General features: G+C 63.3%; 22 protein-coding genes. 16 read left to right on the forward strand and 6 right to left on the reverse strand.

Translation table 11 applies throughout. The annotated features are described in order from the left end of the window. Positions 1-33: 33 nt before the first annotated feature. Genes OHD62_RS07910 through OHD62_RS07925 form a run of 4 tightly spaced genes read right to left on the reverse strand, consistent with a single transcriptional unit; the run spans position 34 to position 4,127 of the window. Positions 34-1,221 (reverse strand): ABC transporter substrate-binding protein, encoded by a 1,188-nt coding sequence (locus OHD62_RS07910; protein WP_263781912.1) that lies wholly within the window; start codon positions 1,219-1,221, stop codon positions 34-36. Between the two features lie 25 nt (positions 1,222-1,246). Continuing rightward, positions 1,247-2,416, reverse strand: a complete 1,170-nt coding sequence (locus OHD62_RS07915; protein ID WP_263781913.1) for an extracellular solute-binding protein — start codon at positions 2,414-2,416, stop codon at positions 1,247-1,249. Continuing rightward, positions 2,413-3,573: a CaiB/BaiF CoA transferase family protein gene (locus OHD62_RS07920; RefSeq protein ID WP_263781914.1), complete on the reverse strand. Its 1,161-nt coding sequence runs from the start codon at positions 3,571-3,573 to the stop codon at positions 2,413-2,415. Before OHD62_RS07920 ends, OHD62_RS07915 begins: the two co-directional genes overlap by 4 nt. A gap of 2 nt (positions 3,574-3,575) precedes the next feature. Further along, positions 3,576-4,127 (reverse strand): MaoC family dehydratase, encoded by a 552-nt coding sequence (locus OHD62_RS07925; RefSeq protein WP_263781915.1) that lies wholly within the window; start codon positions 4,125-4,127, stop codon positions 3,576-3,578. Positions 4,128-4,326: 199 nt separating this feature from the next. On the opposite strand from OHD62_RS07925, the gene OHD62_RS07930 reads away from it, so the two are divergent. Continuing rightward, positions 4,327-5,424: a lactonase family protein gene (locus tag OHD62_RS07930; RefSeq protein ID WP_263781916.1), complete on the forward strand. Its 1,098-nt coding sequence runs from the start codon at positions 4,327-4,329 to the stop codon at positions 5,422-5,424. Between the two features lie 44 nt (positions 5,425-5,468). Here the strand turns inward: OHD62_RS07930 and OHD62_RS07935 are convergent, their stop codons facing one another. Then, on the reverse strand, positions 5,469-6,149 hold the full coding sequence (locus OHD62_RS07935) for a GntR family transcriptional regulator (protein WP_263781917.1): 681 nt from the start codon (positions 6,147-6,149) through the stop codon (positions 5,469-5,471). A 216-nt stretch (positions 6,150-6,365) separates the two neighbouring features. On the opposite strand from OHD62_RS07935, the gene OHD62_RS07940 reads away from it, so the two are divergent. From OHD62_RS07940 to OHD62_RS07970, 7 genes are all read left to right on the forward strand, one after another. Further along, positions 6,366-7,493 (forward strand): sugar ABC transporter substrate-binding protein, encoded by a 1,128-nt coding sequence (locus tag OHD62_RS07940; RefSeq protein WP_263781918.1) that lies wholly within the window; start codon positions 6,366-6,368, stop codon positions 7,491-7,493. An 80-nt stretch (positions 7,494-7,573) separates the two neighbouring features. Next, entirely contained in the window at positions 7,574-9,106 is a 1,533-nt protein-coding gene (locus OHD62_RS07945) for a sugar ABC transporter ATP-binding protein (protein ID WP_263781920.1), read from the forward strand. Continuing rightward, entirely contained in the window at positions 9,103-11,184 is a 2,082-nt protein-coding gene (locus OHD62_RS07950; RefSeq protein WP_263781921.1) for an ABC transporter permease, read from the forward strand. Before OHD62_RS07945 ends, OHD62_RS07950 begins: the two co-directional genes overlap by 4 nt. Before the next feature lie 13 nt (positions 11,185-11,197). Next, complete coding sequence (locus OHD62_RS07955; RefSeq protein ID WP_263781922.1) at positions 11,198-12,004, forward strand: SDR family oxidoreductase; 807 nt, start codon at positions 11,198-11,200, stop codon at positions 12,002-12,004. Between the two features lie 11 nt (positions 12,005-12,015). After that, entirely contained in the window at positions 12,016-12,963 is a 948-nt protein-coding gene (locus OHD62_RS07960; protein ID WP_263781923.1) for a 3-hydroxyacyl-CoA dehydrogenase, read from the forward strand. Next, complete coding sequence (locus tag OHD62_RS07965) at positions 12,960-13,922, forward strand: 3-keto-5-aminohexanoate cleavage protein (protein WP_263781924.1); 963 nt, start codon at positions 12,960-12,962, stop codon at positions 13,920-13,922. Before OHD62_RS07960 ends, OHD62_RS07965 begins: the two co-directional genes overlap by 4 nt. Positions 13,923-13,957: 35 nt before the next feature. Then, positions 13,958-14,836 (forward strand): SMP-30/gluconolactonase/LRE family protein, encoded by an 879-nt coding sequence (locus OHD62_RS07970; RefSeq protein WP_263781925.1) that lies wholly within the window; start codon positions 13,958-13,960, stop codon positions 14,834-14,836. Positions 14,837-14,871: 35 nt separating this feature from the next. Here the strand turns inward: OHD62_RS07970 and OHD62_RS07975 are convergent, their stop codons facing one another. Then, positions 14,872-15,777: a LysR family transcriptional regulator gene (locus OHD62_RS07975; protein ID WP_263781926.1), complete on the reverse strand. Its 906-nt coding sequence runs from the start codon at positions 15,775-15,777 to the stop codon at positions 14,872-14,874. Positions 15,778-16,064: 287 nt separating this feature from the next. On the opposite strand from OHD62_RS07975, the gene OHD62_RS07980 reads away from it, so the two are divergent. The 8 genes from OHD62_RS07980 (at position 16,065) to OHD62_RS08015 (ending at position 24,097) form a co-directional block, all read left to right on the forward strand. Beyond that, a complete protein-coding gene (locus OHD62_RS07980) occupies positions 16,065-16,871 on the forward strand; it encodes a 5-oxoprolinase subunit PxpA (protein ID WP_263781927.1) in 807 nt (268 codons plus the stop codon). Further along, positions 16,868-17,110, forward strand: a complete 243-nt coding sequence (locus tag OHD62_RS07985) for an acetyl-CoA carboxylase (RefSeq protein WP_263781928.1) — start codon at positions 16,868-16,870, stop codon at positions 17,108-17,110. The genes OHD62_RS07980 and OHD62_RS07985 overlap by 4 nt, the downstream gene beginning before the upstream one ends. Continuing rightward, the gene (locus OHD62_RS07990; RefSeq protein WP_263781929.1) at positions 17,107-18,492 is read left to right on the forward strand and encodes an acetyl-CoA carboxylase biotin carboxylase subunit; all 1,386 of its coding nucleotides are present in this window, start codon (positions 17,107-17,109) and stop codon (positions 18,490-18,492) included. The genes OHD62_RS07985 and OHD62_RS07990 overlap by 4 nt, the downstream gene beginning before the upstream one ends. Continuing rightward, positions 18,492-19,367, forward strand: a complete 876-nt coding sequence (locus OHD62_RS07995) for a 5-oxoprolinase subunit B family protein (protein WP_263781930.1) — start codon at positions 18,492-18,494, stop codon at positions 19,365-19,367. Before OHD62_RS07990 ends, OHD62_RS07995 begins: the two co-directional genes overlap by 1 nt. Further along, a complete protein-coding gene (locus OHD62_RS08000; RefSeq protein ID WP_263781931.1) occupies positions 19,357-20,328 on the forward strand; it encodes a biotin-dependent carboxyltransferase family protein in 972 nt (323 codons plus the stop codon). Before OHD62_RS07995 ends, OHD62_RS08000 begins: the two co-directional genes overlap by 11 nt. Before the next feature lie 77 nt (positions 20,329-20,405). After that, positions 20,406-21,476, forward strand: coding sequence for a TMAO reductase system periplasmic protein TorT (gene torT, locus OHD62_RS08005; protein ID WP_263781934.1), 1,071 nt, complete (start codon positions 20,406-20,408; stop codon positions 21,474-21,476). 63 nt (positions 21,477-21,539) lie between these two features. Next, positions 21,540-23,057: a sugar ABC transporter ATP-binding protein gene (locus OHD62_RS08010; protein WP_263781935.1), complete on the forward strand. Its 1,518-nt coding sequence runs from the start codon at positions 21,540-21,542 to the stop codon at positions 23,055-23,057. Beyond that, a complete protein-coding gene (locus OHD62_RS08015; protein ID WP_263781936.1) occupies positions 23,054-24,097 on the forward strand; it encodes an ABC transporter permease in 1,044 nt (347 codons plus the stop codon). Before OHD62_RS08010 ends, OHD62_RS08015 begins: the two co-directional genes overlap by 4 nt. The last annotated feature ends 16 nt before the right edge of the window (positions 24,098-24,113 follow it).

Here is a 24,113-nt window from a genome sequence, read left to right on the forward strand (position 1 = left end):
GCGTCATTTGCGCAGGCGCCATTTGCACAGGCGTCACTTTGCGCAGGCATCCGGCACCTTCGAATAATCCCAGCCCTTGGTCGGCGCCGGGTTCGAGAAATAGGCGTCGAGCCACTCTTCCGGCATCGGGTCCGTTGGCGGCACCGGGAAGATCGACACCGCATCCGTCGTCATGCAGTCCTTGTACCATGCGCCGAGATCGGCGCTGTGAACCGGCGGGATCGGGATGAGCAGCGTGTTCAGCTTCGGCTTCTGGCCGTCGAGCATGCGTTCGCCGACGCGGAACAGCGTCTCGGCGGTCCAGTGCGGCAGCACGGCATGGCCCTCGAAGCGGTACTTGTCGGGGTTGGCCTTCCAGTAGCCCAGCGCATCGCCGGTGATCGAGCCGGTGATCAGCGGCGCCGACCGTCCGGCCTCGGCGAAGGCCTCGGCAACGACGCGGCTTTCGCTGCCTGTCGTCCACACAGCATCGATCGGGGCCGGATTGGTGGCGATCGCCTGCAACACCACGGTCTTGGTGACGTTGGCCGTCCAGTTGCCATTGACGTTGCGCGCGATCTTCAGCTTCGGATTTTCGGCCAGCGCCTTGTTCGCGCCCTGGCGCTCCTGCACCACGATCGGGTGGCCGGCAATGCCTTCGACCAGAAGGATGCTGGCGCCGTCCGGCTGCGCCTTGCCGATCGCCGTCATCATGTCATAGCCCCAGCGCGCATAGTTGGAATCGACATTGATCGCGTTCGAGCTGGTCACCGAACCGGCCGCCGTGACGAACGGGATGCCGGCCTTGGCGGCCGCGTCGATGGCATCGTCGAGCGCCGTCGCCGAACCCGGGATCGACGTGATGATCGAGCACTTCTTGTCGATGAAGGCGCGGATCTGATTGATCTGTTGGCTGGCATCATTATTGGAATCGGAAACTTCGAAGCTGGAGACGGTGCCGTCGGCAATCAGCCCGTCGACCAGACGCTTCAACTCCTTGGTCACCGTGACGCGCCATGGGTTGCCCTGATAGGACTCCGAGTGGCACCACTTCCAGGGCTTCGGCGGCGGTGTGAAATTATCCCAGGCCGAGGGCAGCACCTTCTGCGGCGCGCCGTCGTATTGCGCCTTGAGTTCGGTCGGCAGCCCGCCGATGACGCCTTGCACGTCCTGTGCCAGGGCAGTGGTTGCAATCGAGGCAAGGGCGGTTGCGGCCAGCAGGCCGCGGATCATTCCTGTCATCTTGTTCTCCTCCATTCGGTTTCGCTCAGGCTCCTCCACCGGCAGCGCCGGACACCTGCGCCGGGACACTGTCCCGAAACAGGCGATTGAGATCGGCAACGACCCGGGCGGCTTGGCGCCCGGAGGTCATGCCGGAAATGATGCAGTCGGATGCCGCCTGCTGGAACGCCATGTAGCCGTCATGGCGCGGCCGCACCCATGCGCCTTCCAGCGTCGCGCGCGTATCGCTGTAGAAATTGCCGGTCGCGGCATTGACGGTCTGGTCCTCCCACGCTGCCGCATGGCCCGGCTGGCCGCCAGAGGCGGCGTAGGTGCCGCGCTGGACTTCGCCGCTGGCGACCCAATAGGCGAAATCGATCGCGGCATCTTTCGCCCTGGAGAAGGCAGAGACCGCTATGCCCGTGCCGCCAAGCGCCGAACCGATCGGGCCGCCGGAGCCGATCAGCGGAATGTCGGCAAAGGCCAACCGGTTCGCGCGAAAACCAGTCATCGCATAGGAGACATAGCCATAAATCAGCGGCGCGCAGACGATCCTGGAATCGGCCTCCGCCATGCGTTCCGAAACGGCGATCGGATCCATCTCGATGCAGGCCGGGTCGACCAGCGCCGCGATCTCGCGCATCGTCTCGAAGACGTTACCGCCGGCCCCGCTATCGATGAGATCAACTGATGGATCGGTCGCGCAGGGATGACCGAGATTGCCGGCAAGCGTGAAGAACGCCATCAGGCAATGGGGCGGGCGCAGCGGCAGCAGCACGCGGCCTTGCCGGGCGAGATCGAGCACCTCGCTCCAGCGCGCAGGCGGGCGATCAAGCGCGTCCGGCCGCCAGGCCTGGACCTGGCTCGCCGCATCGATCGGAAAGGCCCATTGCCGCCCCTGCCAGTTATAGCTCGGATAGGATTGGCCGACGCTGCCCGAGGCCAGGGCCGCAAGCTCCGCCTCGCGGCCCGCGACATCCAGCGCCTCGAGGCAGCGCTCCGCCGTGATCTGGCCGACATGCGGGTGGTCGATGACGATCAAATCATAGGCCCGCGCCAGTTCCTCGACCGGGAAGGATTCGAAATCCTGCAGCGAGCGCTTGTCCCATGCGATGGCAACACCGGTTTTCTGCTCCCAAAGGGAAGAGCAGGCGACCATGGGATCGAATCCGCGCGGATGGCTCCAGGTCATGCCTTTGAGCGTGTGCGTATTCACAGGCCGAATTCCTCGCGGATTCTGGTGCTGTGCTCGCCGATGCGGGGTGCTGCCCGATCGACCTTGGCTCTGATGCCATCGACCCTGAGCGGCGAACTGGTGGTGAGGATCGAGACGTCGTCCTCGCGCGTCACGGTCTGCAGCATGCCGAGCGACTGGAACCCCTCGCTTGCCAGCATCTCCGGCCAGGTCAGCACCTTGGCGCACCAGATGTCGGCCGGTTCCAGAATGGCCAGCCATTCGTCGATCGTCCCGGTGGCGATCCTCTGCGCAATGATCGCCTTGATGTCGTCGCGCGCGGTGAACCACGATGCCGGTCTGTCGCGATAGGGTGCCAGTTCGCCAAGCGACAGAAGATCGGCCAACTTGGGGATCGGCGTCATGGCGACAGCGAGGTAGCCGTCCTTGGCGGGGTACACGCCATAAGGCGCCGACAGATAGGCATGCGCGCTGCGGAAACTGGAGCGCCTGGGCAGGCGGCGGCCGTCATTGAGATGCGTGGTCAGCACCTCGAACTGGAAGTCGATCAGTGCTTCCAGCAGGCTGGTTTCGATATGGCTTCCCTGGCCGGTGATGCCACGCCGCACCAGTGCTGCCAGGATGCCTTGCGCGCAGGCCGCGCCCGCCAGCATGTCGCCGATGGCGAGGCCGAACGGCACCGGTCCCTGGTCTTCGTCGCCGTTCAGCCACATCACACCGGAGCGCGCTTGCGCCAGCAGATCCTGGCCGGGTCGCTTGACCCATGGGCCATCCTCGCCATAGCCGCTGATCGAGGCATAGACCAGGCGCGGGTTGATCTCGCGGACGGACTCGTAGTCCAAGCCGAGCCGCTCGATGACGCCCGGCCGGAAATTCTGGATCAGCACATCGGCCTTGGCCAGAAGCCCGCGCAGCGCCTTGAGATCGGCCTCGTTCTTGAGGTCGATGGCGAGGCTTTCCTTGGCTCGGTTGATGGCATGGAAGATCGTGGAATCGCCACCGATCTCGGTGTCGCTGAGGTAGAGCCGGCGCGACAGGTCGCCGCCATCCGGACGTTCGATCTTGATGACGCGGGCGCCAAGGTCGAGCAGCCGGAGCGAACAATAGGGTCCGGACAGGAACTGGCTCATATCGACGACGACGAGACCGGCAAGCGGCAATTCGGCTGCTGCCGGCATCGTTATTTCTCCGTCTTGCCGACGAAATCGGCAGGGTTGCGGTACTTCACCGTCTGCAGGTGCTCGCAATAGAGAACCAGCTCGCCTTCGCCCTTGAACACTTCATAGCTGGCGCGGATCAGCCCCATCTCCTTGTAGCGAGGCTTCTTGTCGAGGTTGGAGCGGATCGAATAGATCGTATCACCAATGAAGACAGGCTTTATGAAACGCAGTCTGTCGTAGCCATAGGAAAAGGCATTGATGCAATTGGTGGCGACCAGCCCCAGCCCCGCCGAGAAGACAAAGGCGCCGGCGATCAGCCGCTTGCCGAAAATGCCTTCGCTCTCGGCAAACATCTGGTCCTGCACATAAGGGTGGATATCGAGCACCAGCGTATTGAAAAGGTGGCTGTCGCCCTCCGCCATCGTGCGGCGCAAAGACCGGATTTTCTGGCCGACCGGCCAATCTTCATAGAACCAGTTTTCCGCGTTCCACACCGGCAGCGCGGCGTGCTCCTCAGGCATATTGGCAGGATGCGTCGAGGCGACGCCGACAGTTGGTGCAAAGTCGTTCATGTCCGGCTCCGCCAGCCCAGGGCGCGGAACCGCACGACCGCTTGAACATGCAGCAAAGCGTCGAAAAGCACGGCGTCTCCTCCCGTCAATCTTCTTTTGTAAATAGTATTTTCACATATGGGGTTGCGTTGCAAGCGTGAACAGGCGAAATTTTGGCTGTTCCCGCGCGCCGAAGCGCTGGCGGGCAGGGGAGGAAATCATGCGGAATACCTGTCTGGTCTTCATCGGCAGCCTGAACCGCGAGGCGCCGTATTTTCAGGGCGCGCGCGGTGTCGGCCTCAGCGTCTACGGCTTCGACGAAGAGACGCTGGAAACGCGAAAACTGGCCGAGACCAATGACATCGACAATCCGACATTCCTGTCGGTGACCCCGGACGGCGCGCGTATCTACGCCAACTCGGAAGTCTTCGCCTGGCGGGAAGGAACTGTCTCCGCCTACAGCTTCGATCGCGCGACGGCTACGCTAAGCTATCTGAACAAGCAGCCTTCGCTGGGCAGTATCACCGCGCACAACACCATCACCCGCGACGGAACGAAGCTTTTGGTGGCGAATTACGGCATGGGCGAGGGTGGACCGGACCGGGCAGTGGCTGTCTATGGTTTCGAGGAGAACGGCGCACTGTCGGCGCCGCTGGCCAGCGTATCGCATAAAGGCACCGGCCCGAACGCGGTACGGCAGGAGCGCTCTCACGCCCACAGCGTGACGGAAACCGTTGGCGGTGGAACAGCTGTTGTCGCGGACCTCGGCATCGACCGGCTGGTCTCCTATCGGATCGAGCCGGATGGGAGCCTGAAAAAGCTCGCCGAATCCGCTCTTCCGCCAGGTGCCGGCCCACGTCATCTTGCCTTGCACCCCAACGGACGCTTTGTCTTCGTCATGAACGAACTGGACTCGACCATCGTTTCGATGGCGCTGGACGAAGCCAGCGGCAAGCTCTCGGTCATCGACGCCAGGCCGGCGGTGCCGGCCGAGGCGCGCGACAGCAACCATTGCGCCGATATCCAGATCTCGCCGGACGGCCGTTTTGTCTATGGCTCCAACCGTGGTCACGACAGCATCGTCGTCATGGCCGTCGACCAGCAGACCGGGGCATTGAGCCTGGTCGATTACGTCCCTTGTGGGGGTTCGACGCCGCGCAATCTCGCGCTGACCCCGTCCGGCGGTCATCTCTTCTCAGCCAATCAAAATGCCGACCGCATTTCGATCTTTGCCCGCGACGCCGACAGCGGCACGCTGACCGACACCGGAGGGGCCATCGAGATCGGCACGCCGATGTGCGTCAAGATCGTAAGCTGAATCGTTTCTTGCGGGTCTGGTAGTACGACCTGGATCGGTGTTGGTTACCCCAGCAAACCGACCAGCACGTCGAAGGCCGCATCGATGTCGGCGCGGACCGCGGCCCGAACCGCTTCCGCATCCCGGTCGCGCAGCGCCGCAAACATCGCCTGATGGTGCTCGTTGGCGGTCGAATAGTTCCCGGAATCGTGCAGCATGTTGAAATACGGGCTGATCTGCAGCCACAGGTTTTCGATGATGTTGAGCATGTTCTCGGAGCCGGCCGCCCGATAGATCGAGAAATGAAAGGCGTAGTTGGCCCTGAGATAGGATTTGACGTCGCCGGCGGCGTTGGCCTGTTCGAGCGCATCGAGATGTTGGCGCAGCAGCGCCACGCCCTGGTCGTCCATGCGCTCCGCGGCCCATGCGGCGGCGATCGCTTCGATCTCGTACCGGACATTCCTGAGATCGATGAGGCGGGCGCGGCTGAGCGCCGGAATGCCGATCGATCGGCCCGAAACCACCATGAGCGCATTGGCGGCGGTCAGGCGCCGTAGCGCCTCCCTGACCGGCATCGGGCTGACGCCGAAAGCATCGGCAAGGCTCTGAACCGTAACCATCTCGCCCGGCACGATGCTGCCGTCGAGGATCAATTCGGTGACATGGCGATAAACCCTGTCCTGCAGGGTTTCCCTGGACAGGGGTGTGATCTCGACTCCCGGCTTCCTGAACGCCGATCCAGCCATCTCCCATCAACCTTCCCGCCCGAGGGCGACGCTACCGCTGTGTCCGGAATGCAAGGTTCGGATTGCTGCGTCAAGCGGCCTCGACCAGCGTTTTGATATCAAGAGATTTCATCATTGATCTTTGATCAAATCATGATACGGTCGATGGCATCGAATGACAAGGGTTACGTTTCGTGCCTTTGGGAGGCATTCGGTCGTTCGGATTGGGAGGAATTCATGGGTATCGGATTGAAAGTCCGGCGGCTCACGCTGCTGGCCGGCATGGCTGCATGCGCTTTTGGCCTGTCCGCCGCGCAGGCGGCTGAAAAGCACAAGATATTTCTCAGCATGAGCTATATCGGCAACGATTGGCAGGCGGAGGCGGCCAACATGGTCAAGGCCATGGCCGCTCACAAGAGCTTGGCCGACAAGGTCGACCTGCAGGTCCAGGTAGCCGGACCGAACGCGCAACGCCAGATCCAGCAGATCAACGCAATGGTGCAAAGCGGCGCCGAGGCGATCGTCGTCTACCCGATCTCGCCGACCGCGCTCAATCAGGTCGTGAAGAATGCCTGCGACAAAGGTGTGAAGGTCTTTGCCTACGACGCCGAGATCACCGAGCCCTGTGCCTACAACGTCCATATCGATCAGTTGGAAGCGGGCAGGGTGACCGCCGAATGGCTTGCAAAGAAGCTCAATGGCAAGGGTAACATCATCGCCATCACCGGTGTTCCCGGCACATCCGTCGACGATCAACGGACAAAGGCAGCCAAGGAAGTCTTCGCCAAATATCCTGACATCAAGATCGTTGGCGAGGCTGTCGGCATGTGGAGCCAGGCGGTTGCCCGCACCGAGCTTTCTAAGATCCTGGCCACCCGCAACTGGGACGACATCAACGGTCTGTGGATGCAGGTCGGCTGCTTCACCGCCAACTCGATGCAGCTTGAGGCCGGCAAGAAGACCAGCGAACTCCTGCCATGCGCCGGCGAAGGCTCCAATGGCGGCCGCATCCAGATGCTGCCGGAAGGGACCGAGGTCGAAGGTGCGGCGTCTCCCTATGCACCGCTTGGCGCGCAACGCATTTCCTACGCCTCGCCGCCTTATTCCGGGGCACTCGCCTTGAAGCTGGCCGTCGAAGCGATTGAAGGCAAGGATGTGCCGAAAACCACGATCCTGCCGCTGCCGGTTGTCACCAGTGAGACGATCAAGCTGTGCGACGAAGGCACCTGGGCGGAAATGAAGGCCGGCTGCAACGCCTTCAAGCCGTCGCTCGTCTCCAATCCCGGCTGGTTCGCCTCGATCTTCTCGGATCAGACGCCCGAGATCGGCCTCGCGGCTGCCCTCGTCGGCCAGCCGGAAGAATAGCCTCCCAAGGCGATCGTGACGATGCACGGACATTGCTTCCGTGCATCGTCGATCTGGGCAAAGGCTAGCGATCGAGGACAATGACAGAACACCCCGAGCTTCCCGCCGTCGAGATCGACGGCATCAGCAAGGCCTTCGGCCCGACCGTCGCGCTCGACCGCGTGTCGTTTCGGATCGCGCCCGGCAGCGTCCATGCGCTGCTGGGGGAAAATGGAGCCGGCAAGTCGACGCTGGTGAAACTCCTGTCGGGGCTAGTGCGGCCGAGCGAAGGCCATGTCCGTGTCTTCGGCAAGGAGATCGGCTACGGCGCGCCGCGCGCCGCGCACGCGCTGGGTGTGCAGACCGCGTTCCAGGAGATGACCCTGGTGCGCGATCTCACCGTCCTCGACAACATGCTGCTGCCCTATGCCCCGGTCGGCGTCTCCGGTCTGATCCGCCGCGCTGCCGCACGCAAGGTGGTCCACCGCCACATCGACGATCTCGGTTTTTCCGTCGATCTCGATGCCGAGGTGGGCGAGCTCGAGCTATCGGTGCGCCAGAAGATCGAGATCGCGCGCGCCGTCTATCGCAAGCCACGCATCCTGCTGCTCGACGAGCCGACCTCGACGCTTGCCGGCCGCGATGTCGACTGGCTGGGCGAGATCATCGCCAGGTTGAAAGCGGAAGGCACGACCATCGTCTTCATCACCCATCGCATGCGCGAGGTCCGTGCCTTCTGCGAGAAGCTGACAATTCTCAGAAACGGCCGCCATATCGTCACCGCCCCGGTCGCCGATGTTTCGGACGCCGACGTGATCGAAAAGATCATCGGCCGCAGCATCGAGCAGACCTTTCCGCCCAAGCCCGACGGCGCCCAGGCTTTCGGGCCGCCGGTTCTGGGCGTTCGCGACCTGAAGGTCGGGCGCAAGCTCGACGGCGTCGGCTTCGACCTGCGCAAGGGCGAGATCCTCGGCGTCGCAGGGCTGCAGGGCATGGGCCAGCAGGACCTGTTTCTGGCCTGCTTCGGCATGGCCGAAATCACCCGGGGTGACATCCTGGTCGACGGCCGTAAGGTATGGCTTGGTTCGCCTGCGGATGCGCTGCGGCCCAACATGGCGATCGGCCTGGTGCCTGAGGACCGCAAGTCCGAAGGTCTGTTCCTGAAATTGTCGGGCAGTGAGAACGCCACGCTGCCAGTGGTGTCGCGCTTCACACGTCTCGGCCTCGTCGACGCCCAAGCCGAGACGCGCGCCGTCGAGGAGGCGTTCGCCACTGTCGAAGTCGACCGCCGCGCGCTGTGGACGCGGGCGGGCGCGTTTTCCGGCGGCAATCAGCAAAAGATCGCCATTGCCAAATGGCTGGTGGCGCAGAGCCGCGTCCTGCTTCTGTTCGATCCCACCCGCGGCATCGATGTCGGTACCAAGCACGAACTCTATGTGATGATGCGAAACTACGTGGCCGCCGGCGGCTCGATCCTGCTGCACTCGACCGAGATTCCCGAACTGGTCCACCAATGCGACCGGGTCCTGGTTCTCTATGACGGGCGCATCGCGGCCGAACTCGAAGGCGACGCCATTACCGAACCGGCCATCATGCGCCCGGCGCTCGGGCATGCCGGGGAAATCGCCGCATGAGCAGCGCAACCCTTTCATCCCCCGTTTCCGGAGGCGTGGGGCTGCGCCGCGCGCTGGTGCGAAATCGTGGCGCGTTGATCGCCGCGATCGTCCTTGCGATCCTGCTTTTCATCGTCGACTGGGTCAGTGCTGGGCCGCTCACCTATTTCGACGTGTCGTTCCTGTCGAGCGGCGGAGCGACCTCGGCGCTGGCGGCAATCGGCCAGACCATCGTGATCCTGTCGGGCGGCTTCGACCTCTCAGCCGGTGCGGTGATATCACTGGTCAATGTCGTGCTGGCATCGAGCATGGACCCGATGGCGCCTGGCGCCAGCATCATGCTGTGGACGGCGGTCGGCATCGGCGTCGGCATGGCGGTGGGCGCCTTCAATGGCTTCTTCATCGCGGTGCTGCGCATGCAGCCCATCGTGGTGACGCTGTCCACCATGTTCATCCTGCAAGGCGTCACGCTGCTGGTGATGGACAAGCCTGGCGGCTTCGTGTCGCCCGATCTCGGCACCTTCTATCTCGGCGACGCGATCACCGGCTGGCTGCCGATGCCGCTGGTGGTGATAGGTATGGTCCTTCTCGCCTGGTTCTGGCTGAAGGGAACTCGCTTCGGCACGGCGCTTTATGCCGTCGGCAGCGACGCGGATTCAGCCGCGGCGGTCGGCATCAACGTCGTGCTCGTGCGCTTTGCTGTCTATGTGATCGCCGGCGGCTGCTACGGCCTTGCCGGCGTGTTCATCAGCGCCCAGACCGGCAGCGGCGATCCGCTGGTCGGCAATCCGCTGCTGCTGTCGATGTTCGCCGCGGTCGTCGTCGGCGGCACGCGTCTCGGCGGCGGGCAGGGCGGCCCGGTGGGCACCGTCTTCGGCGCCTATATCCTGATGATCGTGGTGAACATCCTGCTGGTGCTCAACGTATCGGCCTACTATTCCACGATCGCCGAAGGCACCATACTCGTGCTGGCTGCTCTTGCCGGCTCGATCTCCCACGCTTCGGTGCTTGCGGTGCAACTGCGTGCTGCGCGAGCCAGGCTTGCCGCCTGGCGCGCCGGCATATTGCCCTCGCAGCTCGAGCGCGTGGACCGGCGTCTCAAGATCGCCCGGCCACTGCAAGACCAACGTAGCCAGGCATCGCCGCGCCCCGCCTTCCATTTGCGCAACGCCGAGACGCTGCGCTATGCGCTGCCCGCCTATGTCTGCCTCATCATCATCGTGGTGGTCACGCAGATATGGCTTGGCCGCACCATCCTCAATCCGGGTTACTGGAACTCGCTGCTCGTGCTGTCGACCTTCCTTGCCGTCCTGGCGCTCGGGCAGGGAACCGTCATCCTGACTGGAGGCCTCGACCTCTCCGTGCCGTGGACGATCGGCATTTCCGGCATCGTCCTGGCCGGCATGGTCAACGGCTCCGATGTGGCGCTCGTCTATGCCCTGCCGACTGTGCTCCTGATCGCTTGCGCCATCGGCTTCGCCAATGGTTTCGGTATCGTCTATCTCGGCATTTCACCGATCGTCATGACGCTCGCCACCAACGGCATTCTGCAAGGCTGCGCGCTGCTCTATTCGCAGGGAACGCCGGCCGGGTTTTCCTCGCCGATGCTGCGTTGGTTCATGACGGCCAGGCTCGGTCTGGTGACGCCGGTCGTTCTGTTGATGGTCGTCTTCGTTGTGGCGGCGGTGCTGTTGCTTGGGCGCACGCCGTTCGGACGCCGGGTCTACGGCATCGGCAACGGCCTGCGCGCGGCGCGATTGTCAGGGATCGGCGTCGAGCGCACGCTGATCCTGGTCTACATGCTTTCAGCCGTCTGTGCCGCTCTCGTCGGCATCATGCTGACCGGCTTTTCAGGCCAGGCGAGCCTCGGCATGGGCGACGACTATCTCTTGCCGTCGATCGCCGTGGTGGTGGTCGGTGGTGCGCTGATCACTGGCGGGCGCGGCCACTATCTCGGCATGCTCGGCGGTGTGCTGTTGCTGACGGCATTGCAGATGCTGCTGGCCGGCACCACGCTTCCCTACGCCACAAGGGCAATTCTTTACGGGTTGGTCGTTCTGGGCGCCGTCATGGCGTTGCGCGAACGTCGACTGCAATGAGAAGGACAGGACGATGAGTGCAAAGGCGCCTGAAACGGCGGACGAATTTCTGGGCGGGCTGAAGGGACAGCGTGTGCTGGTGACGGCGGGCGCCGGCGGCATCGGCCTGGCCATCGCCGACACGCTGTCGCGGCTCGGCGCCCGCATCGTTGTCTGCGACGTTTCCGAGGAGGCGCTGGCCGCCGCACCCGGCAAGATCACGCTCGTCGATGCGGTCAAGGCTGACGTCTCGCGTGAGGCCGATGTCGACCGGCTGTTCGAGGCGGTCGAGAAAAAGCTCGGCGGGCTCGACGCGCTGATCAACAATGCCGGCATCGCCGGGCCGACCGGCGGTGTCGACGAGATCGATCCGGCGGATTGGCGGCGCTGCATCGACATCTGCCTTACCGGTCAGTTCCTCTGCGCCAGGCGTGCCGTGCCGCTGATCAAGGCGGCGGGCGGCGGTTCGATCGTCTCGATGTCGTCGGCGGCGGGCCGCCATGGCTACGCGTTCCGCACGCCCTATTCGGCGGCCAAGTTCGGCGTCATCGGCTTCACGCAGAGCCTCGCCAAGGAACTCGGGCCGCACGGCATCAGGGTCAACGCCATCCTGCCCGGCATCATCGAGGGCCCGCGCATCGAAAGCGTCATTGCGGCGCGCGCCAGGCAGGTCGGCATCAGCCATGAGGAGATGACGGGGCGCTATCTCCAGAGCATCTCGCTGCGCCGCATGACCAGCCCCTACGACGTCGCCGCAATGGTCGCCTTCCTGCTCTCCGACGCCGGCGTCAACATTTCCGGCCAGTCGCTCGGCGTCGACGGCAATGTCGAAACACTGTGAGGAACCGATCGATGGCAAAGGTAGCGATTGTCGGCAGTGGCTTCATCGGGCGGGCCTGGGCGATCAGCTTCGCGCGCGCCGGCCATGATGTGCGCATGTGGGATCAGTCGCCGGCCGCGACAGGCGGCGCCCGCGACTATATCAGCGGTGTGCTGGGCGACCTCGCATCGAACGACCTGCTGCGCGGGCAGCCGGTCGATGCCGTGCTTGATCGCATCGCCGTCGCCGCCGAGCTCGAGGAGGCGCTGGCCGAGGCCGTTCATATCCAGGAGAACACGCCGGAAAACCTCGACGTCAAGCGTGAGGTGTTTTCCCTGCTCGACGCGCTTGCCGGTCCGCAAGCGGTGATCGCCAGTTCCACCTCGGCGCTGCTGCCGTCGAAATTCACCGACCATCTCAAAGGACGGCACCGCTGCCTTGTCGTGCATCCGATCAATCCGCCCTATCTCATTCCGGCGGCGGAAGTCGTGCCGGCGCCATGGACTTCCGCTGAGACGATCGAAAGGACGAGTGCCTTCCTCGTCGACGCCGGCCATGCGCCGCTTGTGATGAAGCGCGAACTCGATGGCTTCATCATGAACCGTTTGCAGGGCGCGCTGCTGGAGGAGGCGTTCCGGCTCGTCGCCGACGGCTATGCCAGCGTCGAGGACGTCGACATCGGCATCCGCGACGGGCTGGCGTTGCGCTGGTCGTTCATGGGGCCGTTCGAGACGATCGACCTCAATGCGCCCGGCGGCGTGCGCGACTATGTCGAACGCTACCAGACGATCTATTCGAACATCTTCCCGCAGATGCTGCGGCGCGTCGACTGGGCGGGCGAGGTGATGACGACGGTCGAGGCCGGCCGCCGCAAGCGCCTGCCACAGGAGAGCCTCGGCGAGCGGCAGGTGTGGCGCGACCGCCGGCTGATGGCACTGGCGGCGCACAAGAAAAAATCGGATCGGGAGTTTGGAAAATGACGCAGACAAGCCGCAAGCCCGGCGCCTCGCAGACCAGCGGCAAGGTCATCATCACCTGCGCGGTGACGGGGGCGATCCATACGCCGACCATGTCGCCCTATCTGCCGATCACGCCGGATCAGATCGCCTCCGAAGCGATCGCCGCGGCCGAAGCCGGCGCCGCGATCCTGCACCTGCATGCCCGCGACCCGGAGACCGGCAAGCCCGACCAGACGCCCGAGGCCTTTGGCCGTTTCCTGCCGCGCATCAAGCAAGACACCAACGCCGCCATCAACATCACCACCGGCGGCAGCCCTTACATGAAGGTCGAGGAGCGCGTGCGGCCTGCCGCACAGTTCAAACCTGAGGTCGCCTCGCTCAACATGGGTTCGATCAATTTCGGGCTCTATCATCTCGCCGACAAATACGAGACCTTCAAGTTCGACTGGGAGAAGCCGCATCTGGAAGCGACGCGCGACCTCGTCTTCCGCAACTCCTTCAGGGATATCGAGTATATCCTGGCGACCTGCTACGACAACGGCACGCGCTTCGAGTTCGAGTGCTATGACATCGCCCATCTCTATAACCTCGCGCATTTCGCCGACCGCGGGCTGGTGAGGCCGCCGTTCTTCGTGCAGTCGGTGTTCGGGCTGCTCGGCGGCATCGGCACGCATCCCGAAGATGTCGCCCATATGAAGCGCACCGCCGACCGGCTGTTCGGCGACCAGTTCCGCTGGTCGGTGCTGGGCGCCGGTGCCAGCCAGCTTCGCATAGCCGCCCAGTCGGCTGCCCTTGGCGGCAACATCCGCGTCGGGCTGGAGGACAGTCTCTGGGCCGGCAAGGGCAAACTGGCGAAGTCGAATGCCGAGCAGGTGCTGCTTGCCCGCAAGATCATCGAGGGGCTCGGCATGGAGGTGGCGACGCCCGATGAGGCGCGCGAGATATTGTCACTGAAGGGCGGCGACAAGGTCGCTTTCTAGCCACTCGCTGCGCGGGCCTAACAAAGGAGGAAGGCATGAAGATCGAAGTCGTGGTGGACGTGAAGACCACGCTGGGCGAGGGACCCTTATGGGACGTCGAGCAGGAGCGTCTCTACTGGATCGACAGTTTCGACGGGCGCGTGTTTCGCGCCACCGCTGACGGACGCGAGATCCGGTCATGGGACGTGCCGATGAAGATCGGCTCGATGGCCCTGCGCAAGGACGGCAGCGGCGCGGTGGTATCGTTGCAGCGTGGTTTCCATCTGCTCGATTTCGCCACCGGCGATGTGACTTTGATCCACGATCCGGAGCCGGACAGGCCGATGAACCGTCTCAACGACGGCAAGGTCGACCGGCGCGGCCGCTTCTTCGCCGGCTCCATGGACACGATGGAAGAAGGGCCGTCCGGCGGTCTCTACAGGCTCGATCCGGATTTTTCTGTCACCAGGATCGATTCCGGCATCATCTGCTCGAACGGCCCGTGCTGGAGCCCCGACGACCGCACCTTCTATTTCGCCGACACCTGGACCGGCGAGATCTGGGCCTATGACTACGACATCGCCACGGGTGCCGCGACGAACCGGCGCACCTTCACTCGTGTCGATACCAGCCGCGGCGGGGCAGCCGATGGGTCGACGGTCGACGCTGAAGGCTTCCTTTGGAATGCGCTGGTCTATGACGGTCGGCTGGTGCGCTATGCGCCCGACGGCGGCATCGATCGCATCATCGACATGCCGGTGAAAAAGATCACCAGCGTCATGTTCGGCGGGCCGAAGCTGGACATCCTCTACGTCACCTCAATGGCCAAGCCGCCGCTGCCGCGCTTTCCCGGCGACAGCGTCCTGCGCGGCAGCCTTTTCGCGATCACCGGCCTTGGCGTGATCGGAACACCAGAACCGAGATTTGGCGGTTGATCTTTTGCTCGCCTCAGCGTTCCGCACAGCAAGCGCTAGCGACTGTTCGGGATATAGAAGGTCTGTCGAAAATAGGATCGAAACGCCTCCATGGCGGAGGTGAACTGGGCGTTGCGGCGCCAGGCCAGACCGACATCCATCGCCGGGATAGGGTCGCTGGGCACCAGCGTCTCGATGCGCTTGCCTTCCAGTGACCACGGCCGCAGGACCATGTCCGAAAGAATTGCCACACCTTGCCCGTTGGCAACCATCGAGCGCACTGCCTCGACGGACGATGTGCGCAGCGTCACGGACGGCTGATAGGGCGTCTTGCTCCAGTACTTCAGTGAGGTGTGCGCCGCCTCGTCGACGGTCAGCATGATGTAAGGCTCCTGCGAAATTTCCTTCAGGCCGACGGATTCCCGCTGCAGCAAATGGTGCTTGGATGCGACCCAGAGCCGGCGCCGGGAGCCCAACAGCGTTTCGGTTGTCAGGTCCGGATTGAGCACGTTGGAGGTAAGCAGGACGGCAATGTCGTAGCGGTTGGACAGAAGGCCCTCTTCGATCGCCTCGCGGTTGAGTTCGAAGAGCTGGATGTCGAGCTTCGGGAAATTGCGCTTCAGCTTTTCCAGATGGTTGGGCAGGAAATAGCCGATCACCGTATAGGTGGCCGCCACCGTGAGGCTGCCTTCGAGATTATTGGCCGGTACGTTCAGGCTGGTCGCTTCCTGCACCTTGTTGAGGATGTCGTAGGCGTGGAACAGGAATTGGCGCCCGGCCGCGGTAAGCTCCATGCCCTGGGGGGAGCGGACGAACAGATCGGCGCCGATCACGCGTTCCAGTTCCTTGATCGCGGTGGTGATCGCCGACTGCGAAATTGCGAGGTCGACCGCCGCCTGCGAGATCTGGCCCTGCTCGGCGGTCGAGACAAAATAGCGGATTTGACGCAGGCTGATTGGCAAGGAAGTAGCTTTCCGTTTATCTGATACTGGAGGCTAATATTCTCTGAAAATACGATACACGCAATTTCTTTGAGCACCGACGGCCTTTTTGCGTCGCAACAAACAGGCGTGTTTCTGCCGGTATCTGGTGCTTTTCTTTCCGGATGCGCCCAAAATAGGTATCTGAAAATCAGAATGTCAAATTCTGAGAATAGAATTTTTCAATGCCGTGCTTCCGCGCTAACGTTCGAAAAAAAGAAGACGGGAACCGCGCTGTCAATCAGCGCCTGAATTGCAAAGGGAGCAACGTGCCGGTCACGATTGTCGACATCAATTGCGATATGGGTGAGGCGTTTGGCCAATGGCGGCTGAGCGACACCGACGATGCCAGGCTGATGGAGCTGATCAGCTCCGCCAACATTGCCGCCGGTTTCCATGCCGGCGATCCCAATCTGATGGACACCACCGTGCGGCTTGCGACCCAGCATGGCGTCGGCATCGGCGTGCATCCCGGCTACCGGGACCTGCAAGGCTTCGGCCGCCGCAAGATCAACGGCAATGACGACGAGATCATCAACGATATCGTCTACCAGATCGGTGCGCTGCGCGAGTTTGCCCGTCGTCACGGCGCCGTTCTGCAGCACGTCAAGCCGCACGGCGCGCTCTACATGGAACTTGCCGCCAACGAGGCGCTATCGCGATCCTTCATCAAGCTGATGCGCACCGTAGCGCCTAACGCCTTCGTCTTTTGCATGGGGATGTCGCAGACCTATCGCACCGCCATCGAAGCCGGTCAGCCGGTTATAAGGGAATTCTACGCCGACAGGGACTACGACCGCTCTGGCTCGATCGTCTTCACGCGCCACGTCGGCAAACTCGATCCGGCCGCAATCGCCGACAAGGTCGTGCGCGCCTGTCTCGAAGGCAAGGTCCGCACCGTCGACGGCGCCGATATCGACATCGATTTCGAATCGATCTGCTTTCATTCCGACACGCCAGGTTGCCTGGAGATCGCCGGCAACATGCGTTCGGCGCTGGTCGCGAACGGGATCCGGATCGCGCCGGTGTCTGAAGTGTCCGCCCAACAGGCCTATGCCATCAGGGGATCAAAATGAGCAAAGCCGAAATCAAATCGCCGCTGCCCGGCATGTTCTACCGCAGGCCGTCGCCCGACAGCGCGCCCTTCAAGAACGATGGCGATAGCGTTTCCGCAGCCGATGTGATCGGCGTCGTCGAGGTGATGAAGTCATTTCATGAAGTGACCGCCGGCATCGACGGCAAGGCGATCCGCTTCCTGGTCGACGACGCCGACGCGGTGATGGCTGGCCAGGCTCTTGCCGAGGTCGAGGCATGACCATCCATTCCGTCCTGATAGCCAATCGGGGCGAGATCGCGGTGCGGATCATCCGCGCGGCGAAAGCCCTGGGTTTGAGGACAGTGCAGGTGCACAGCCAGGCCGATGCCGGTTCGCTGGCGGTGCAACTGGCCGACGAGGCGATCGACATCGGGCCGCCGGCAGCGAAGAAATCCTATCTCAATGTCGAGGCAGTGATCGCCGCGGCCAAGGCAGCCAAGGTCGACGCCGTCCATCCCGGCTACGGCTTCCTGTCGGAGAATGCCGATTTTGCCCAGGCGGTGGTTGCGGCGGGAATGAAGTTCGTCGGGCCGGACGCGGCGGCGATCCGGCTGCTTGGCGACAAGGTCGCGGCGCGCCAGGTGGCGGCCAAGGCCGGCGTGCCGACGGTGCCGGGCAGCGACGGACGGGTGTCCGATATCGCCGAGGCGGCGGCGATCGTCTCGCGCATCGGCTTGCCTGTGATGATCAAGGCGGCGGCCGGCGGCGGCGGCAGGGGCATCCGCATCGCTCATACGCTCGAGGAATTCGAGCGTCATTTCCCGCAGGCCTCGGCGGAAGCCGCAGCCGCTTTTGGCGATGGCGGTCTCTACATCGAGAAGGTGATTGAGAAGGCGCGCCATATCGAGGTGCAGATCCTCGGTGACGGCAAAAACTTCGTTCATTGCTTCGAGCGCGAGTGCTCGCTGCAACGCCGCCGGCAAAAGGTCTGGGAAGAAGCGCCGGCCGTCGGCCTGCCGGCCGAGGTGCGCAAAAGCCTGTGCGACAGTGCCGTCGCCCTGGCTCGCTCGGTCGGCTATAGCGGTGCGGGAACGGTCGAATATCTCTACGACGACGTCAGCCGCGATTTCTACTTCATCGAAGTCAACACTCGCATCCAGGTCGAGCACCCGGTGACCGAGATGATCAGCGGGCTCGACCTCGTCCAGGAGATGCTGCGCATCGCCGGCGGCCAGCCGCTGTCGGTCAGGCAGGAAGACATTTCCATTACCGGCCACGCGATCGAGTGCCGGATCAATGCCGAGGACCCGTACAAGGGTTTCATGCCCGGTCCGGGCACCGTCGAAGCACTTAGCGTCCCCGAGGGCGAGGGTATCCGTTTCGACACCATGCTCTTTGCCGGCTACGCAGTGCCGCCTTTCTACGATTCGCTTTTAGGAAAGCTGATCGTGCACGGCGCCGATCGCGTCGCCTGCCTGGCCAAACTGCGCACCGCTCTTGCCGGTCTCAAGATCACTGGCATTCCGACGACCGTGCCGCTGCACGAGGCGCTCGCCGCCGATGCCGACGTGGCGGCCGGGCGCTTCCATACGCGTTTTCTCGAGGATTGGCTGGAAACGAAATTCGCCGCTTCGCCGAGCGGCGCGAGGGAGGTGGCCTGATGAAGAACCGCTATTCATTCGGTGGCGATGAGCATCTCTTTGTCGAATGCGACGAGAGCATGTCGCTGGAGGCCTTTTTCAAGAGCCTCTCGATGACCAACGCCGTGCGCGACAGCCAGATCAAGGGCGTGACCGAGATCTGCCCGGCAAATGCCTCGTTCCAGATCAAGTTCAATCCCGACATGATCCGGCCCGACGACATGCTGCGCGAAGTGCAGGCCATTGAAAGTGCCGCCAGCAAAACCGATCCGGTGATCGCCACCAGGATCATCGAGATTCCGGTATTCTACCAGGATCCCTGGACGCACGAGACGCTGATGCGTTTCCGCGAGCGGCACCAGGATCCCAAGGCCACCGATCTCGAATACGCCGCCCGCATCAACAACTACGCGACGGTCGACGACTTCATCGCTGCCCATGCCGGGTCGCCATGGTTCGTGTCGATGGTCGGCTTCGTCGCCGGACTGCCGTTCATGTATCAGATGGTCGACCGGCCGCGGCAGATCCAGGTGCCGAAATACCTCAGGCCGCGCACCGACACGCCCAAGCTCACCATCGGCTATGGCGGCTGCTTTTCCTGCATCTATTCGGTCCGCGGCGCTGGCGGCTACCAGATGTTCGGCATCACGCCGATGCCGATCTTCGATCCGGAGCAGAAGACCAGCTATCTCCGCGACTTCATGGTGTTCTTCCGTCCCGGCGACATCGTCAAGTTCAAGCCGATCGGCCGCGAAGAATACGACCACACCGTAGAGCAAGTCGCCGCTGGCCGGTTCACCCCCGCAATCAGCGACGTCACTTTCGACCTGCGCGAATTCCAGAAGGACATTGACGGCTACAACGCCAGGCTGGAGGGCATGATCAATGGTCGTTAGAGTACTCAATCCGGGGCTTTCGACCACGGTTCAGGATCTCGGCCGTCCCGGCTACTTTCACCTTGGCATCCCGATCGGCGGCGCCATGGACAGGCTGGCGCTGCGCGCCGCCAATCTGATCGTCGGCAATGACGAGGGCGCTGCCGGCCTCGAGGCGGTGTTCGTCGGACCGCAGCTCGAATTCACCCGCGACGCACTGATCGCGGTGACCGGCGCCGACATGCCGATCAAGCTCGATGGCGAGGAGAAGCCGTCCTGGACCGCGCTGAAGGTCAGGGCAGGCCAGGTGCTGAGCTTCGGCTTCCTGCAGACCGGCGCACGCATCTACATCGCAATTGCCGGCGGTATCGACGTGCCGCTCGCGCTCGGCAGCCGCTCGACCTACCCGATCGGCGCGCTGGGCGGCTTCAAGGGCCGTGCCATCGCCAAGGATGACGAGTTGCCCGTCGGCAATGCCGCTGGCGGCAGGGAAGGGCGCAGCATTCCGGAAGCCCTGCGCCGGCGACCTGGAATGCCGGCCGAACTGCGGGTTCTGCCCGGCCTCTATTGGCACCGTGTCACCGAGGAAACGCACCGGAATTTCTTCGACGACCAGTGGAAGGTGGCGCCCGAGGCCGATCGCATGGGCTATCGCTTCCGCGGTGGCCGTCCCTTGCAATTCGTCGAGCGCGACCAGCCGTTTGGCGCGGGATCGGACCCATCGAATATCGTCGACAGCTGCTACCCCTACGGCTCCATCCAGGTGCCGGGCGGCACCGAGCCGATCATCCTGCATCGCGACGCTGTCTCGGGCGGCGGCTACTTCATGGTCGGCACGGTTGTTTCGGCGGACATGGATCTGATCGGCCAGTTGCAGCCGAACACGCCCACCAGATTCGTCAAGGTCGATATGGACGGCGCGCTGAAAGCCCGCGCCGACCGGGCAGCATTGCTCGACAGGATCAGGAGCGTTTTCGCCTGAGAGAAGGCAACTGACATTTGGGAAGTGCGGCCGAACCGCCCGGAAGGCGGCGGCCGATAACAAGAAAGGGGAATGACATGAGAAATCTCGGGAAAATGATGCTGGTGACGACGGCGGTCTTGATCGCCGGAGGCACCGCTTATGCCGCCGACTGGTCGCCCTATGACGCCGAGAAGATCGAACCGCCCTTCGCCGCCGACGGCAAGCCGATGGACGTCTCCTACGTGGCGCTGGACAAGGCTTCGCAACCCTGGAAGATCTGCGTTTCGTTCCCGCACATGAAAGACGCCTACTGGCTTGGCGTCGACTATGGCGTTGCCGAGGAAGCCAAGCGTCTCGGCGTGAAGATGAATCTGGTCGAAGCCGGCGGTTACACCGAGCTCAACAAACAGATCTCGCAGATCGAGGACTGCGTGGCGAGCGGCGCGCAGGCCGTCGTCATCGGCGCGATCTCCTTCGACGGCCTCAACAATCTCGTCTCCGAGATCCACAAGAAGGGCATCCCGGTCATCGACGTCATCAACGGCATCTCATCGCCGGATGTGTCGGCGAAGTCGCTGGTCTCGTTCTACACGATGGGATCGTCGGCCGGCGAGTATCTGGCCAAGAAACATCCGGCCGGCGGCGAGGAGGTAGAGGTCGGCTGGTTCCCAGGACCGGCGGGAGCGGGTTGGGTCGAAGCCGCCAACAAGGGTTTCCTCGATGCGGTGAAGGGTTCGGCGGTGAAGGTCCTTGAGCCGAAGTTCGGCGACACCGGCAAGGAAGTGCAGCTCAAGCTCGTCGAGGACGAGCTGCAAGCCAATCCGAAGATCCGCTACATCGCTGGAACCGCGGTCACCGCCGAAGCCGCGCAAGGCATCATCCGTGAGCAAGGGCTGCAAGGTAAGGTGGATCTTTTGGCCTTCTACATGACGCCGGGCGTCTATGAAGGCATCAAGCGCGGCCTCATCCTGGCGGCGCCTGCCGACTCGATGGTGATCCAGGGCCGTATCGCGATCGACCAGGCCGTCCGCATCCTGGAGAAGAAGGAATACATCAAGCATGTCGGCCCCAAGATCTTCGTGGTCGACTCCGCCAACGTCAACGATGTTCCGCAGACCAACATCCTGCCGCCGGAAGGTTACAAACCGATCTTCAACGTGGAATGATCCGAAACCGGCCCGGCCCCGCCTGCGGGGCCGGTCTTCCGGTGGAAACCGATGGATGCGCTGATGCCGCCCCCAATGCCGCCTCTTGTCGAGATGACCGGAATTACCAAGACGTTCCTGAGCGTCAAGGCGCTCAGCAACGTCGACTTCCGGCTTCTGCCTGGAGAAGTGCATGTGCTGTTCGGCGAGAACGGCGCCGGCAAGTCGACGCTGATCTCGATACTGTCCGGGGTCTACAAGCAGACATCGGGCTCGCTCAGGATCGACGGCCAGGAGGTCGAACTGCAATCGGTCCATGATGCCGCGAAATTCGGCATCGGCACAGTGTTCCAGGAATTCTCGCTGGTGCCGACACTGCGGGTCTATGAGAATGTCTATCTCGGGCGTGAGCCCAGGCGCGGCCTGTTCCTCGACCGTCGCGCCATGATCGCGGGCGCGCAAAATCTCTTCAACGAACTGGACTTCGAGATCGACGTCCGACGTCCCGTCTCTGCTCTCTCGCGGGCCGAGCAGCAGATGGTCGAGATCGCCAAGGCTTTCCTGGCCAAGGCGCGTGTTCTAATCCTCGATGAACCGACCGCGTCGCTGACCGAAAAGGAGACGCGCAAACTGTTCGGCTTCATCGCCAGGGCAAGGGCCGAGGGCGTCGGCATCATCTATATTTCCCACCGCATCCAGGAATTCGCCGAGATCGCCGACCAGATCAGCGTGCTGCGTGACGGCAGGATGATCGGCACGGTCTCCGCCAAGGAGACTTCCGAACACGCGCTGGTCGAACTGATGACCGGTCGCGCGATCGACCAGATCTATCCCGAGATCGCGCGCAGCCCTGACGGGGAAACCGTGCTGTCCCTGACCAATATCGTCAGCGCCGGCGTGCATGGCGTTTCCGTCGACGTGCGTGCCGGCGAGGTCCTCGGCGTCGCCGGCCTCGTTGGCAGCGGCAAGTCGCGGCTCTGGCGTAGCGTGCTTGGCCTCCAGCCGATCAGAGCAGGCCGCGTCATGCTGAAGGGCAGGGACGTGACCGGCAAGGTGACGCGCGAGCTGCTGCGCGGCGGCGTGTTCTACCTGCCGCCCGACCGCAAGACCGAAGGCCTGCAGCTGGCCGCGACGGCGCGCGACAACATCGCGCTTTCGCTGCTCGGCCGCGACGATGTCTCGAACCGGATCGGCTTCATTTCGCCGCGCCGCAGCCGCGAACTTGCCGACGGCATCGCCGCGCGCGTCGATATTTCACCATCTTATCTGAACCGCTCCGTATCCAAGCTGTCCGGCGGCAACCAGCAGAAGGTGCTTTTCGGCAAGGGCTTCGCCAAGGAGCACGACATCTATATTTTCGACGAGCCGACCGTGGGCGTCGACATGGGCACCAGGTCGGCGCTCTACCGGCTCATCAAGGAAATCGCGGAGGCCGGCAAGGCCGTCGTCGTCGTCTCGTCCGACCTGACGGAAGTCATGCATCTGGCCCATCGCCTGGTCGTCTTCTCCAAGGGTCGGGTCGCCGCCGAACTGGCCGGCGCCGCCATCTCGGAAGAGAATGTCCTCAAACACTTCTTCGCTGACACGAGGGTTCCGGCATGACCGTCTCCCAAGGCTCACCGGTCCTGACGGAAACCGAGGCGCCGAAACGAAATCTTGTGCTCGCGGCCATCCGCGGCCTGTTCCTGAGGATCGGCGTGCTGCCGTTCTTTCTTGCCGCCACGCTGGTCGTGTTCGCTCTGGTCTCGGCGCAGTTCCTGTCGATCCAGAACCTGACCAATGTCGCGCGCCAGTCGGTCTACCTCGTCCTGGTTTCGCTCGGGCAGATGCTGGTGCTGATCACCGGCGGCTTCGATCTCTCGGTCGGCACGGCGATCGCGCTGACATCGGTCGTGTCGGCGCTCACCATGGTCGCGCTTGTCGCCGCAATGCCCGACCTCGTCTGGGTGGCGATCCTTCTTGGCGCGTTCGCCGGCTTCGGCGCCGCATTGCTTGTCGGCTGCCTCAACGGGCTTGGCATCGCCCAGTTCGGCGTGTCGCCCTTCATCATGACGCTCGGGTTGCAATCGATCGGCGCGGGCATTGCCCTGTTCCTGACGGGCGGCGTGCCGGTATCGGGATTGCCGTTTGATTTCGGCAATTTCTTCGGCTTCGGCCGGGTTCTCGGCGTGCCGGTCCCGGTGCTGTTCGCCATCGTCGCCATCATCGTCATGTGGCTGATCATGAACCGCACAATCTTTGGCGCCCATGTCTATGCGGTAGGCGGCAACGTCAAGGCGGCCAATCTGTCGGGCGTCAACACCAGGAAGGTACTGTTCTTCTCCTACGCCCTTTGTGCGCTGCTTGCCTCTCTTGCCGGCGTGCTGATGACGGCGCGGGTCGAATCCGGCGAGACCAATCTCGGCGGCACCATTGCGCTTGAATCCATCGCCGCCTGCGTCATTGCCGGCGTGTCGCTGCGCGGCGGCATCGGCCGTGTCGAGAATGTGGTGCTCGGCGCGTTCTTCATCGTGCTTCTCCAGAATGGCATGAACATCGCGCAGATCGGCTCCTACCTGCAGATGGTGCTGCTGGGGTCGCTGCTCGTGCTCGCCGTCATCCTCGATCAGGTCCGCTATCGCATGCTGGTCGGCAGCCGCTGACGGCAATCCGCCCAAT

Source organism: Mesorhizobium sp. YC-39 (genome assembly GCF_025753795.1).
GTDB lineage: Bacteria > Pseudomonadota > Alphaproteobacteria > Rhizobiales > Rhizobiaceae > Mesorhizobium.

Excerpts from the sequence above, each read along its gene's own strand:
- OHD62_RS07910 (WP_263781912.1), bottom strand. The coding sequence starts at position 1,221 with ATGACAGGAATGATCCGCGGCCTGCTGGCCGCAACCGCCCTTGCCTCG.
- OHD62_RS07920 (WP_263781914.1), bottom strand. The coding sequence starts at position 3,573 with ATGCCGGCAGCAGCCGAATTGCCGCTTGCCGGTCTCGTCGTCGTCGAT.
- OHD62_RS07925 (WP_263781915.1), bottom strand. The coding sequence starts at position 4,127 with ATGAACGACTTTGCACCAACTGTCGGCGTCGCCTCGACGCATCCTGCC.
- OHD62_RS07930 (WP_263781916.1), top strand. The coding sequence starts at position 4,327 with ATGCGGAATACCTGTCTGGTCTTCATCGGCAGCCTGAACCGCGAGGCG.
- OHD62_RS07935 (WP_263781917.1), bottom strand. The coding sequence starts at position 6,149 with ATGGCTGGATCGGCGTTCAGGAAGCCGGGAGTCGAGATCACACCCCTG.
- OHD62_RS07940 (WP_263781918.1), top strand. The coding sequence starts at position 6,366 with ATGGGTATCGGATTGAAAGTCCGGCGGCTCACGCTGCTGGCCGGCATG.
- OHD62_RS07945 (WP_263781920.1), top strand. The coding sequence starts at position 7,574 with ATGACAGAACACCCCGAGCTTCCCGCCGTCGAGATCGACGGCATCAGC.
- OHD62_RS07950 (WP_263781921.1), top strand. The coding sequence starts at position 9,103 with ATGAGCAGCGCAACCCTTTCATCCCCCGTTTCCGGAGGCGTGGGGCTG.
- OHD62_RS07955 (WP_263781922.1), top strand. The coding sequence starts at position 11,198 with ATGAGTGCAAAGGCGCCTGAAACGGCGGACGAATTTCTGGGCGGGCTG.
- OHD62_RS07960 (WP_263781923.1), top strand. The coding sequence starts at position 12,016 with ATGGCAAAGGTAGCGATTGTCGGCAGTGGCTTCATCGGGCGGGCCTGG.
- OHD62_RS07965 (WP_263781924.1), top strand. The coding sequence starts at position 12,960 with ATGACGCAGACAAGCCGCAAGCCCGGCGCCTCGCAGACCAGCGGCAAG.
- OHD62_RS07970 (WP_263781925.1), top strand. The coding sequence starts at position 13,958 with ATGAAGATCGAAGTCGTGGTGGACGTGAAGACCACGCTGGGCGAGGGA.
- OHD62_RS07985 (WP_263781928.1), top strand. The coding sequence starts at position 16,868 with ATGAGCAAAGCCGAAATCAAATCGCCGCTGCCCGGCATGTTCTACCGC.
- OHD62_RS07990 (WP_263781929.1), top strand. The coding sequence starts at position 17,107 with ATGACCATCCATTCCGTCCTGATAGCCAATCGGGGCGAGATCGCGGTG.
- OHD62_RS07995 (WP_263781930.1), top strand. The coding sequence starts at position 18,492 with ATGAAGAACCGCTATTCATTCGGTGGCGATGAGCATCTCTTTGTCGAA.
- OHD62_RS08000 (WP_263781931.1), top strand. The coding sequence starts at position 19,357 with ATGGTCGTTAGAGTACTCAATCCGGGGCTTTCGACCACGGTTCAGGAT.
- torT (WP_263781934.1), top strand. The coding sequence starts at position 20,406 with ATGAGAAATCTCGGGAAAATGATGCTGGTGACGACGGCGGTCTTGATC.
- OHD62_RS08010 (WP_263781935.1), top strand. The coding sequence starts at position 21,540 with ATGCCGCCCCCAATGCCGCCTCTTGTCGAGATGACCGGAATTACCAAG.
- OHD62_RS08015 (WP_263781936.1), top strand. The coding sequence starts at position 23,054 with ATGACCGTCTCCCAAGGCTCACCGGTCCTGACGGAAACCGAGGCGCCG.